This window comes from Ferdinandcohnia sp. FSL W7-1320 (assembly GCF_038050315.1).
Classification (GTDB): Bacteria; Bacillota; Bacilli; order Bacillales; family Bacillaceae_L; genus Ferdinandcohnia; species Ferdinandcohnia aciditolerans.
The window spans coordinates 4829201-4841775 of the sequence record NZ_JBBPAM010000001.1; the positions used below are offsets into that span (position 1 = coordinate 4829201).

At 37.3% G+C, this 12575-nt stretch carries 11 protein-coding genes; 2 read left to right on the forward strand and 9 right to left on the reverse strand.

Translation table 11 applies throughout. The features are described from left to right. Positions 1-404 precede the first annotated feature (404 nt). Positions 405-1001, reverse strand: a complete 597-nt coding sequence (locus tag NST91_RS23295; protein ID WP_121445682.1) for a response regulator — start codon at positions 999-1001, stop codon at positions 405-407. 298 nt (positions 1002-1299) lie between these two features. Between NST91_RS23295 and NST91_RS23300 the strand changes: the two genes are divergently transcribed. After that, the gene (locus tag NST91_RS23300; RefSeq protein ID WP_341333053.1) at positions 1300-3153 is read left to right on the forward strand and encodes a histidine kinase dimerization/phosphoacceptor domain -containing protein; all 1854 of its coding nucleotides are present in this window, start codon (positions 1300-1302) and stop codon (positions 3151-3153) included. 188 nt (positions 3154-3341) lie between these two features. On the opposite strand, the gene NST91_RS23305 is transcribed toward NST91_RS23300, so the two are convergent. The 6 genes from NST91_RS23305 to NST91_RS23330 form a co-directional block, all read right to left on the reverse strand. Further along, positions 3342-4358 (reverse strand): zinc-binding alcohol dehydrogenase family protein, encoded by a 1017-nt coding sequence (locus NST91_RS23305; protein WP_341333054.1) that lies wholly within the window; start codon positions 4356-4358, stop codon positions 3342-3344. A gap of 58 nt (positions 4359-4416) precedes the next feature. Next, on the reverse strand, positions 4417-5700 hold the full coding sequence (locus tag NST91_RS23310) for a TRAP transporter large permease (RefSeq protein WP_341333055.1): 1284 nt from the start codon (positions 5698-5700) through the stop codon (positions 4417-4419). Position 5701: 1 nt separating this feature from the next. Continuing rightward, the gene (locus tag NST91_RS23315; protein ID WP_341333056.1) at positions 5702-6184 is read right to left on the reverse strand and encodes a TRAP transporter small permease; all 483 of its coding nucleotides are present in this window, start codon (positions 6182-6184) and stop codon (positions 5702-5704) included. 129 nt (positions 6185-6313) lie between these two features. Then, positions 6314-7357 (reverse strand): C4-dicarboxylate TRAP transporter substrate-binding protein, encoded by a 1044-nt coding sequence (locus tag NST91_RS23320; protein WP_341333057.1) that lies wholly within the window; start codon positions 7355-7357, stop codon positions 6314-6316. A gap of 92 nt (positions 7358-7449) precedes the next feature. Further along, on the reverse strand, positions 7450-8625 hold the full coding sequence (locus tag NST91_RS23325) for a UxaA family hydrolase (RefSeq protein WP_341333058.1): 1176 nt from the start codon (positions 8623-8625) through the stop codon (positions 7450-7452). Next, the gene (locus NST91_RS23330) at positions 8612-8923 is read right to left on the reverse strand and encodes a UxaA family hydrolase (protein ID WP_341333059.1); all 312 of its coding nucleotides are present in this window, start codon (positions 8921-8923) and stop codon (positions 8612-8614) included. Before NST91_RS23330 ends, NST91_RS23325 begins: the two co-directional genes overlap by 14 nt. Positions 8924-9411: 488 nt before the next feature. On the opposite strand from NST91_RS23330, the gene NST91_RS23335 reads away from it, so the two are divergent. After that, positions 9412-10104 (forward strand): FadR/GntR family transcriptional regulator, encoded by a 693-nt coding sequence (locus NST91_RS23335; protein ID WP_341333060.1) that lies wholly within the window; start codon positions 9412-9414, stop codon positions 10102-10104. Positions 10105-10388: 284 nt separating this feature from the next. On the opposite strand, the gene NST91_RS23340 is transcribed toward NST91_RS23335, so the two are convergent. Both NST91_RS23340 and NST91_RS23345 read right to left on the reverse strand, forming a co-directional pair. Then, positions 10389-11000, reverse strand: coding sequence for a flavin reductase family protein (locus NST91_RS23340; RefSeq protein ID WP_341333061.1), 612 nt, complete (start codon positions 10998-11000; stop codon positions 10389-10391). A gap of 297 nt (positions 11001-11297) precedes the next feature. Further along, complete coding sequence (locus NST91_RS23345) at positions 11298-12527, reverse strand: FAD-dependent monooxygenase (protein WP_341333062.1); 1230 nt, start codon at positions 12525-12527, stop codon at positions 11298-11300. Positions 12528-12575 lie beyond the last annotated feature (48 nt).

A 12575-nucleotide genomic window follows, 5' to 3' on the forward strand; every position in this document is an offset into this window, starting at 1 on the left:
GTTAACTTGCCATATACCAGAGATCAAGTAACGTGTTACCAACTCTATTCCATCCCCATCACAACCACTTGGTTAATCAGCTAGTTCTTGAAACATCACCCCTTTCAATGGATTGAACACGTTTGCATTTCTTGTAAAAAACAAAAGGGGTGCCTTAGACACGTAATCCTAGTAAACTCTACAAAATGAGAGAATAACAGATTAACGTATATAAGGCACCCATAGCCATTATAAATTTTATACCAGCCATAAGTATAAAATTTATCGTATATGAAATTTGATTGTAAACGGTTGTAATTTTCTATACCAATCATTAGTATAGATTTCAACTAACCTTTAAATTTGTAACGTTATTGTAAATTTAGTATATTTCCTTAAAATCGAATAGTCAAGAATTTTTTTCTCTATTTTTGATCTGAATGGAATAAAGAATCCGCTTCAATGAGCTCTTTCGCAATTACAACTAATTTCTTGTTTTTATCTCGACTCATTTTCTGTAACCGTTTCATGGCCTCTGGTTCTTTCAAGTTCATCCGCTCCATCATAATCCCTTTAGCTTTTTCAATATATTTACGGGCTTCTAATGCATTCTTAGTACTTTGCAACTCTTCCTGTAGTTTCTTAAATTCCTCAAATTTAGCTAAACTTATATTGATGGCTATTTTTAATTCTTCTATATCAATAGGTTTTAGTAAATAATAGAGTACACCCTCTTCTGTTGCTCTATTAATTAATTGTTCGTCATGATAACCGCTTACAATTATACTCGGGATAAATAAGGTTTTATTAATCTCTTTAATGGCATCAATCCCATCAAGGTTAGGCATATTAATATCCATAATAACAAGGTCAGGCTTTTTTTCTAATGCTAATTCAACTGCTTTTTCCCCGTCTGTTGCCACGCCTACAACTTCGTGACCAAGGCTTTCTACATAAGACTTCGTCGCCATTAAAACCAAAAATTCATCCTCTGCAATCATAACTCGTAAAGACTGTAACAAAGCTATCACCACCCTATTTATTCATTGTTATATCCACAAAGAAACATGTATTTAAAAGTTCATTTATCTACCTAAAGTATATAGAAATCAGTCTAAAAATGAAAGCGAAAACAGTCGAAATTTGTATTATATTATAAATATAACAAAGATTACTAGTATATAACTACTTGAAATAAAAAGTTGGATTTGTCGTACTCATAAAAATGATTTATCATCAAATAAGGTAATTAAACTATTTTAAAATAATAGTACCTTCCATTTTAAAAAACACGGTTTTCTTACGATTGGGGGTATATGCTTGAGTGAGTATATTTTGGAATGTAATCGTGTAACATTTAAAAGTCCTGATGGAGATATAGATAACCTTAGCTTTAATCTAAAATATTCTGAAATACATGCTTTTATCCTAAAGAATAGTTCTGAGCAAAAGGTGTTCGTACAGGCACTTAAGAACATAGTAGAGAAACCAAGTTTGAATGGTGAAATGAAAATAAAGGGCAAAGTGCTAACGAATGATAAACATGTAATAAATAAAATTGCTATTTTACAACAAAAACCGTCGTTGATAAAAAACTTTTCTATTGCTGAAAATCTTAACTTATCTAGTTTGCCAAGACGGAGATTTCTTCCATTTGTCGATTGGAAAAAAGTGAATAAAAGAGCAGAAAAGGTGTTAACCCTACTTGATTTTCAATTTGACTATCGGAAGAAGGTAAAATACCTCTCGGATGAAGAAAGAAGAATCGTTTATATTGCACGGGGCTTTATGCAGGATCCCGAAGTCCTTGTGATTCAAGAACCAATGGAAGGTCTTTCTGATAGCAATGCTTCAAAACTATATAACACAATGAAGCAATTTAAGAATGATGGCAAAAGTATAATCTACATTACAAAACAATGGGAGGATGCGTTAAAACTTGCCGACCGAATAACCGTAGTAGCCAACGGAGAAATTACTGCTGAAATGACAGCAGATGAAGCAAAAGCCGATCCTCAAAAATTACTTAAAAAAATTGAGAATTACAATTTTAACGATAATGATGAGTATAAAGACGAAGAAACGCAAACGGTTCTTGACGCTGTCTTTAAGGCCGCCGAATTTCTTACATCTGAATATGAGTTGAAAGATGTTTTGTTACTATTAGCGAAAGAAGTTACGAGAGTGATGAAAGCTGACAGCGGTTCAATTAAATTAATTGATGAGATCACATGGACGATTATTGATGATTACGAATATAAAAATAAACAAAACGTCAGCGCTCAACTAACGCAAGATGCCATTTTACAGATAGCGAAGGGCAATGAAGTCTTTTACGCAAATAAAAATGATACGTTCTATCCCTCTTTGTTTGAAAAAGTTGAGAATGTCAAAACGATTATCTGTATTCCCGTTTTGATACGTTCCCAAGTAACGGGACTTATTCAGGTTTCCTATGAAGACTTATATGTTCATTCAAAAGAGGAGACGAAATTCTTATCAGCACTGGCACGACATGCAGCAATTGCAATTGAAGATACAAGATTGTTGGGGAGATCAGCGCTACTCCAAGAAAGCCATCATCGAATTAAAAACAATCTACAATCAATTGTTGGATTGATTTCTTTACAAAAAATGTTTGTAACAAACAATCCGGAGCAACCTGTTGATGAATTACTTGATAGCATTATTTCACGAATCAAAAGCATTGCCTCCGTTCATAACCTTCTGTCAAAGGACAAATTAGGCAGGAGTATCATTAATGTGAAACAAATTATCGAGTCTATTATTCACATTATCGATAACAGTCCCAAAGTAACGATTCAACTAGAGCTTGATGATATTTTCATTCCGTATAATAAGGCTACATCAATCGCACTGGTAATTAATGAGTTAGTGATTAACTCCTTTAAGCATGCATTTGCTGATGATGATATCGGAGAAATAGTAATCAAATGTAAGAGGGTAGATCAAACCATCTACTTATCAGTTACAGATAATGGCCGTGGCTTCCCAGAAAACTTTGACATGACCAAGTCTGCATCCTTAGGATTATCCATCATCCAAGGTATCGTCACCAGCGAGTTCCAAGGTCAAATGAGCTTTGAAAGTAAAAAAGGAAACACACTCGTTGAAATTAAACTGCCAACAGAGCGGATTTTTCTGCACCAATAGATGGTGCCACTTTCAGTTTGGCAACTTGCTGGGTTGGGGTGGTGGGTCACGGGGACAGGTCCCTTGCCCCACCCTATTTTTCCTTTTGCGACAGGGACCTGTCCCTCTGTCCCAGAGGAAGCTTGGATTCTTGCTTTTTTTGAATTCTGAGTTGTCTATGGCCCCTTATCTTTGAAAGGAAATTGGTCCTAATCAAGTTCGATTAATACTTTATTCGTATTGTACATTTTGGCTTGGAAATAGTCTGGGACTTTTTCAAATCGAATTTTTTTAGTAATGTAGGTGTCAATATCAATATTACCTTGATTCATGCAATCAATGACATATTGGAAATCCTCAATTGTTGCATTTCTGCTTCCCATTAGAGTTAATTCTTTGGCGTGAAAATCCGGGTCATTAAAAGTAATTTGATCCTTTATAAGGCCTACATATATAAGCTTTCCGCCATGTGAAACGTAATTGAAGGCGCTCATCATGGAATGCTTGTTTCCAGTTGCATCAAAAACAATTGCAGGTAAGTCACCCTCATTTATGCTCGTAAGTTCTTTAACAAGTTCAAGCTCATTTCCAGCAATTAATACTTGGTCACACCCCGTCCATTCCTTAGCAAAAGCTAAGCGTTCTATACTAATATCCATCATGATTGTTTTCGCCCCTTGCAGTTTTGCAAACCTTGCAACGCCAAGTCCAATTGGACCTGCTCCAATAATCAGCACACTATCCCCTTTTTGTATTTGTGCTCTTCTCACTGCATGAGCTCCTATACTCAAAGGTTCAATGATTGCTGCAGCATTTAATGACAGTTCATTTACTTTTAAGACATGGCTCCCAGGCAGTACTAGGTATTCCGTCATGCCCCCATCAATATGTACTCCAATCACTTGCATTTTTGTACAACAATTTGTTTTTCCATTTTTACATGCAATGCATTCACCGCAATGCATGTAGGGAATAACCGTGACTTGATCTCCTATATCAAGAGTTTGCACATTTCCACCGACACTTTCCACAATCCCTGAAAGCTCATGACCAAGTATTCGGGGGTATTGAAAGAAAGGCTGGTTTCCTCCATATGCATGTAGATCCGTACCACAAATCCCGATCCTTTTCACCCGAATCAGGACATCCTTTTCCCCAAAAGATGTGGGTGCTTCCCTTTTATGCATTATCATTTCCCCAGGATTTTGGCAAATAATCGTTCTCATCTTTTCATATCTCCTTCCAATAGATTAAGGACCTATCCCATATAGGCCCTTAATTTGTCTAGAATAGTGTATTTGGTAGAAACATAGAAATTGCAGGAATAAACGCAAGCAACAGTGCTACAATTACCAACAGTAGTAAAAATGGCCAGCTATGCTTCACAAATTCCTCAACTTTTGTTCCGGTAATTGAACAAGTTGCAAACATGATTGTCCCTAAAGGTGGTGTTAAAGTCCCAATACTAATACAAACAATAAAGAAAATCCCAAAATGAACTGGATCAATTCCATACTGCATTAACATCGGCATAAATAGTGGTGTTAGAATAATAATTGAAACGTTTCCTTCAACAAACATCCCTATAACTAGAAGGAATAAAAGGACTACGATAAAGAACATAATGGTAGAAGAAACATTACCAACCATAAACTCTGTCATTCTTTGTGGTACCTGTTCCAAAGTTAGTACCCAAGCGAACGCAGAACCTGCTGCAATAATAATTAAAATGGATGCTGCTGTGTGTGCTGTTTCTAGCAATGCTTCCATTAACTGTTTTATCTTCATTTCACGATACACAAGCATTCCAAGTACTAAAGCATACAATACCGCAAATGCTCCCGCCTCAGTTGCACTAAATACACCAAAGCGAATTCCCCCAATGATAATAACAGGTAGAAGTAGGGCTAATAAGGCGTCTTTAAAACTGAGCAAAAATTCTTTAAGTGTGATTTTGTCTTGTTTTTCCGTTTCTAGGTTATGTTTTTTGGCATAGAAATGGACGTAAATCATAAAAGATAAACAAAGAACGATTCCAGGAATGATTCCAGCCAAAAATAATTTACCAATTGAAACGTTTCCTACATAACCATACATAATTAATGCAATTCCAGGTGGAATGATTGGGGTAATTAATGAAGTTGATGCTGTTAATGCAGTAGAGAACGACTTTGAATAACCCTTTTTAATCATTTCAGGCACTAGGATTTTTGATTGCATTGCTGCATCTGCAATATTAGAACCGCTCAAGCCGCCCATCAAGGTACTAAGAATAACGTTTACTTGAGCAAGACCCCCAGGGAGTGGTCGAGTAATTACTTGAGCAAATCGAAGCATCCTTGAAGTGATACCTGTGTAATTCATCAGAATTCCAGCAGTCATAAAGAAAACAATTGCTAGCAATGGTACAGACTCTACCCCACCAATCATTCTTTGGATGAGGACCATCGTAGAAAAACCATCCGAGAAGAAGAAATAAAACGCCGAAGCAACAATCATGGCAAATGCGATAGGAACATTAATTAAGAATAATATCAGAAGTACGATTAACATGAGAGTTAAGGCCATATCATGCTCTCTCCTTTTTCTCTGGATTGGTTTGGAAAGAACGAATTAGCTTAATGGTAAAATGAATAGCTGTTAAAAACCCTCCAATAGGAACAGCAAGATCAATATAGGTGTAGCTAATTCCTAATACAGGAGTTACTTTGCTTCCGGCTTGAGAAGCGAGCTCAAAACCCCAAAATATAAATATGTATATGAGTACAAAATAAATTGCCGCAGCACCTATGATCGTACACACATTACGAATGGCTTTCGGCATCTTTTGAATGAAATAATCTACTCCGATATGCCCATCTCTTTTCATTGCAGAGCTTATCCCTATAAAAACGAGCCAAATAAAACAACCAAGTGTTATTTCTTCTGCCCACGAGATGGGGCTATTTAATACAAAACGACAAATAACATTAATAATCGTCAAGAACGATATTACCGAAATTGCTATAACGGATATGATATCATCAATTGGGTTAAACCATTTTTTAATCATTATCTTATCCCTCCTGTAATCTAGAATAATTAATTATGAGAATAAAAGATTAGGAGACTTCCGTACCTGACGTAAAGACTATAAAGCCATACTGAGAAAAGGTAATAGCTTTTCTCAGTATGGAACTAATTAGGAAGGCCTATTTTCTAATAATTCTAGAATTCTATCGTATAAACCAGGAGTCCATTCTGGAAACTCTTCATATACGCTTTGAAATTTTTCCTTAAATTGTTCTACATCAACCTCGTGTATTTCAACGCCCTGACCTTTAAATTCATCTAAAACGCTCTCGGTTTGTTCTTCTAGTACACCTCTACCATAATCTCCAGCCTCATCACCTGTTTCTTTGAGAATCTGTACTACATCTTCAGGTAGGGTTTCGATAAAACTTTGTCCAGCAATCCAAGTTGTAATGAACTTTTGATGGCCTGTAAGACTGAGATGTTTTGAAACTTCCTGTGCCTTTACACCTTGTAGAACTGGAAGTGGATTCTCAGCACCATCAATAAGTCCCTGTTGGAGGGAAGTATATAAATCCCCTAGTGGTGTTGGAGTTGCTGTTGCCCCTAAAGCTTCAAATGTTGCAATCGACATTTGGTTGTTAGGTACACGAATTTTCATTCCATCCAAATCCTCAGGTGTTGTAACTGGATCATTAGTTAACAGGTGACGCTCACCGTAAACAGTATTTGTTGTAACAATATGAATCCCCTTCCCGTTTAAAGCTTCATGGAGTTCAGTAAACCAGTCGGTTGTTGTTAAATATAACAAGTCATCAACACTATCCGTAATATACGGAGCAGTCAGAATCCCAGCATCTGGTACATAATCCATTAGGAAATCATATCCCGCCATAACAATTACGTTGTTCCCCATAGTTGCTTGTTCAACAACATCTTTTTCAGATCCTAACTGGGAACTTGGGTAAAGCTTTAATTCAATTTTTCCATTACTTTTTTCCTCAGCTAGTTCTTTCCACTTTTTCGCTAATAAGTCAATTGGCTCCCCTGGCTGATTTCCATAAGCAACGTTTATTGAAATTTTTTCATCGCTGCCTTTACTATCACCTGAACCTTTTTCGGAACTGGAACTTGAGTCTGAAGAGCAAGCAGTTAAAAAGGCGACCAACATTGCAACAACCAAAACAGACATCCATTTAGATCTTCTCACCATACGATTACCCCTTTTTCTTATTATTCATTTTTAAACAAGTAAACTTGTAATCTCTCCTGAATCATGTAAAATGTGACATTACACTTTATAGATTAGAAGGTTGGTCCGATTCTCCAGATGCCAAAATCATGTTGTTTTAATATTTCAGCCTTCGTTAATTTCCCGGAACTAACTAATGCAATTTCGTCAAATATTCTTTTACCAACTTCTTGGACCGTTTCTGTTCCTTCGATAATCGTTCCAGCATTGAGGTCCATATTGTCACTCATTCTTTCAAACATACCTGTATTTGTTGAAATTTTAATAACTGGGGCAATCGGTGAACCTGTTGGTGTGCCTCTTCCACTCGTAAACAGGACAACTTGGGCACCACCAGCAACCATACCCGTTAATTGTTCAATATCATGTCCTGGAGTATCCATCCACACTAGACCTTTTTCTGTTGGCTCTTCGGCGTAGTCTATTAATTCTTTAAGCTCACTTTTCCCAGCCTTATTTGCTGCTCCAAGGGACTTTTCTTCTAATGAACTTAATCCTCCGGCAATATTTCCAGGACTAGGGTTTCCAGTTCTAATATCCACTCCCATGAGAATAGAGCGATTTTCCATTGCCTCAATAACCTCGTATACCCGTTTCGCCACTCGATCATTTGCTGCTCGATTTGCCAACAAATGTTCTGCACCAATTAGTTCTGTCGTTTCTGCTAGAATGGAAGTTCCGCCTCGTTCTACAATCATGTCACTAACGGCACCTACAGCAGGGTTAGCAGATAATCCGGAACATGCATCAGATCCGCCACATTCCGTACCAATAATTAATTCACTGAAATCACATATTTCCCTTGGTTGGGCGGAAGCCTCTTGAACAAGCTTTGCAGCTGCTTGTGCTCCTTTCGCAATAGTAGTTAATGTGCCTCCATGGTCTTGAATCGAGATGGTTACTACAGGTTTTCCTGACTTAGCGATTTCTGCAGCAACGCTTCTGGCCTGATGTGTTTCACAGCCTAACCCTAAAACCACAACTCCATATACATTTGGATTTTTTCCTAAACCTACGTACGTTCTAAATGTTTGTTCATAATCAACTCCAACTTGTGCACAACCATGTTGATGGATAAAAGTCACTGTTCCATGAACTAGTTCAGTAATCCTTTGGGCCGTTTGTGTTGCGCAAGTAATTGTCGGTAAAATTAAAACGTGATTTCTCACCCCTACCTTACCATCTGGACGACGATATCCTAAAAACTTCCCTTCATTATTTAGTTCCAATTTGGTCACCTCTTCCTCGTGTTCCTTCAAGATTGTGAACATGTACATGCTCACCTTCTGCTATATCCCTAATCGCTTTGCCAATGATTTCTCCATACTTTAAGATAGTCTCTCCCTTTTGGATTGACTTAATGGCGAATTTATGGCCAAAAAGTATTTCGTCCTTTAATAGAATCTTCTTTGATAATTCACTAGAAAGTTCTACATTAACCTCTTCATTTTGAGGAATATCTTGCAGTGAAACTGCAACACTATCTGTCGGTTGCATAACTAGTGTTCGGTATTTTTTCTCGCTCATCTTACTCATCCTCCTTAGTGAAGGTATTAATGTTAAAAAATAGTTTAAAGACCTCTTACGTACACGAGCACAAGCTTTTAGTTTTCATTTTTTTACAATTACTAGGAATTTCTATGTAATTCGTTTGGTATTGTGGTAGTACCATAGACGCAAAAAAATACTTATTATATTTAATCAACTCTCCTCCTTGGGAATTTATTTTGATTAACGAAACTACCGATAAAACGCTTTCATATAATGAAAAGGTTCTGTGGTAGTACCAGTAATTTGATGTTACCACGTAGTTTTTCCGTTTTCAACAAATTTTCAAATTTTTTTAATTAATTAATATATTTATATAAATAGACACAATTTCATTTCCTTTCTATTCTTCTCCGTTTTATCCACGAACTTTTCACATAATTCCTAATCATTTTAATTCTATTCTTGCTTACAATGTGGTATTCTGGTGGTACCAATAAAAATTTCATTCACTAAGGGTGTTGTATATGGTAAAAATCAATCCAATTAAAAGAGTAACTTTAACTGAGCAAATTTTAGAACAAGTTGCATCATGGATTATCTCAAACGAATTAAAACCTGGAGACAAGCTTCCAAATGAGAGATTATTAGCAGAAGAATTCCAGGTAAACAGAGGACGAATCCGAGAGTCTCTGAGAGCCCTTGCACTTATCGGCTTAATAGAAATCAAACCAGGTGAAGGCAGTTTTGTAAGCGCTAAAGAATCGGTACTGCCCGCTGAAACTATTCTTTGGATGTATCATGATGAAGTGAATAATTTAGAGGAAGTTTATGCTGCAAGGAAATTAATTGAGTCTGAGGTTTATTTAGAAGCAGCTGATCGCATGACAGAAAATGAGATTACAGTACTAGATGATATTATGAAGAAATTAAAAAACACCCCAAAAAATAACAACGAAGAATTTCAACGGTTATTAGACGACTTTGATCTGTATATGGGCTCATGTAGCGGCAATAAAATCTACAACAAGTTAATGCAAACAATTGTCCATCTTCGCCATCAATCTATGGTAAAAATCTTAAATGTCCCTGGTGCACGTGAGAACAGCATTAACTCTCGTACAAAATTAATTAAAGCCATTAAATTACGCAATCTTGAAGAAGTAAAGGAAGCTATTGATTTAAACTTTACAGGAGCAAAGAAATTTTATAAACAATAAAATAAACCCAATACAAAAATAAGACCAGAATCATCTGGTCTTATTTTTGGGTCACACGGACAGGTCCCGTAACCTACCATATTTTTCCTTTTGGGACGAGGGACCTGTCCCTCTGTCCCATAAAAAGACAGAACAATTCTGCCTACAATGGAGCATTATATGCGGTATATTATGGGGGAATTTAGTGGGCAGTTGAAAGACTGGCATTAGAGTTAGAAAATATTCGTAGTAGAAAGATTCGTCTTATTAGGTAAAAATGCCAAATCGTTTAAAATCAAACGAGCTTATGATTTCAGTACTTTATCTGGATTATAAGTTCTTTTTAATGAATATGGTTTTATATTCGTATACATATTCCCAGCTAATCGGCCAACTGGGTTTAACTTTTCAAAATCAATTTTGAAATTACCTTGGTAGATTGTATCATCTATATCAAAGTGAACCACCTCTGCAAGGACCATATTACTATCCTTTACCTGAATAATGCGATCTAGCTTGCATTCCATTTTAATAGGAGCTTCCTTGACGGCTATACCATCAATAACTTTGGCAGTAGCTGGAGTGAATCCTACTTCTTCAAACTCACTGATTTCCGGTAAATATTCCGAACCGGCATTATGAACTTGTTGGGCCATTTCAGCATTAACAAGATTGATGACAAACTCCGAATGTTGTTCAATATTAAGGACAGTATCCTTCTTTCTATTACCTTTCCTATTTCCAACCGAAAACATAACCATTGGTGGGTGGATGACATTGAAGAAACTGAATGGGGCAACATTGTAAATGCCTTCCGCACTTTTGGTGGAAACGAGGGCAATTGGCCTAGGGACAACCGTTCCGGACATTAATTTATAGAGCTCAGTTGGAGAACAGTCCTTTGTATAGATCTCCATATTAGCTCCCCCCTAACTATTATGTATTTCAGTCCCATATATAGAGTATTATCGTTCAAACCTTCATTTTCGTTCGTACTTAACTTATTAAACCTTCAAATACTCCTAATAAATCCGTAACTTACAAGAGGCCAAGTCACGAAAGAGCGCATCTACATCTATACCCTTTTCCAGACTAGAACCTCTTATTGTTACAACAATTGATAATCCAGCTTTATTTATCAGTACGATTCTATTTTTTCTAGTAAAGCAGGATGTTTATTTAACTAATTTGCTTCACTTCAACATTACTTTCATCTAAACTGACGCGTTCGATGTCCCAAAACGTTGACGACATGCTATTGCGTCGTACTCATAAATCCACTCAGCACTAATGCCAACAGCATTCGGATTCTGATTTTGCCTTTCACGCATTTCAAGATCACGCTTGCGTTGCTCCTCCGGGGATTCCAGATGATAGGTACGTCCTCTTTCACGGGCCTGTAATTGCACATTTCGGGTCCTATTGCGGCGCTCTGCTTCGTATGCGTCTAACGCCACAGTTACTTTCCTTTCAAAATAATCTAGGGCTTCTGCAAGAACATATGCATCTTCTATCGCCATCGCTGCACCTTGAGATAAGTATGGAAGCATTGGATGTGCGGAGTCTCCAAGGAGAGTCGCATGACCTCGGGACCACTGATCCATAGGATTACGGTCATACAAGCCCCACTTGAAAACTTGTAGATTATCTGTTTGTTTGAACAGATTAATCAAGTCAGGATGCCACCCTTCGTACGCATCCAAAAGTTCATCAGTTGTACTAGGTTCAGTCCACGATTCTTTCACCCACTCATCTGTCTCTTTGCAAGCTACAATATTGACTGCTTTACCACCTTTGACATAGTAAGTAACCACGTGAGCTCTCGGACCAAACCAAAAGTTCACAGACGGATCAACGAAAGGGAGGGGATGATTTTCGACCGGAACAAGGGCACGCCAGCACATATGCCCAGTAAATGTTGGAACATCCTGGCCGAACAATGCGCCCCTGACAGCAGACCGGATTCCGTCTGCACCAACAATGAGGTCTGCTTCGAATTCAGTTCCATCATCAAACACTGCAAGTGCCTTATCACTCTTTAATTTCACGTCTACACATTTCACATTAAACGTAATACTATCCTCTGGTATACCTAATGCTAAAATACTGTGAAGGTCAGCACGATGTACATGATAGTACGATGCACCAAACAGTTGTTCAAACGTACCCTTTAAGGGAGTTCGAAATAATTCTTCACCTGTTTCTCCACTTCGTCCAACCATCGCTTCTGGTAAAAAGCCAACCCTCTGAATGGCATTTTCCAAACCAAGAGAATTCAGTACTTTCACAGCATTAGGTGTCATTTGGATTCCGGCCCCAACTTCTCTAAACTCTGTTGCTTGTTCAAACAAGTGGAAGGAAATCCCTCTTTGTTGTAACGCGCGCGCTAAAGCTACCCCACCAATACCTCCACCGATAATACCGACAACTAAAGACTTTTTCATCTTTTACATCACCTCAATATTATTTTTGAAAGATAAAAATCAGCCAAA

Excerpts from the sequence above, each read along its gene's own strand:
- NST91_RS23330 (WP_341333059.1), bottom strand. The coding sequence starts at position 8,923 with ATGAGCGAGAAAAAATACCGAACACTAGTTATGCAACCGACAGATAGT.
- NST91_RS23310 (WP_341333055.1), bottom strand. The coding sequence starts at position 5,700 with ATGGCCTTAACTCTCATGTTAATCGTACTTCTGATATTATTCTTAATT.
- NST91_RS23315 (WP_341333056.1), bottom strand. The coding sequence starts at position 6,184 with ATGATTAAAAAATGGTTTAACCCAATTGATGATATCATATCCGTTATA.
- NST91_RS23345 (WP_341333062.1), bottom strand. The coding sequence starts at position 12,527 with ATGAAAAAGTCTTTAGTTGTCGGTATTATCGGTGGAGGTATTGGTGGG.
- NST91_RS23320 (WP_341333057.1), bottom strand. The coding sequence starts at position 7,357 with ATGGTGAGAAGATCTAAATGGATGTCTGTTTTGGTTGTTGCAATGTTG.
- NST91_RS23340 (WP_341333061.1), bottom strand. The coding sequence starts at position 11,000 with ATGGAGATCTATACAAAGGACTGTTCTCCAACTGAGCTCTATAAATTA.
- NST91_RS23335 (WP_341333060.1), top strand. The coding sequence starts at position 9,412 with ATGGTAAAAATCAATCCAATTAAAAGAGTAACTTTAACTGAGCAAATT.
- NST91_RS23305 (WP_341333054.1), bottom strand. The coding sequence starts at position 4,358 with ATGAGAACGATTATTTGCCAAAATCCTGGGGAAATGATAATGCATAAA.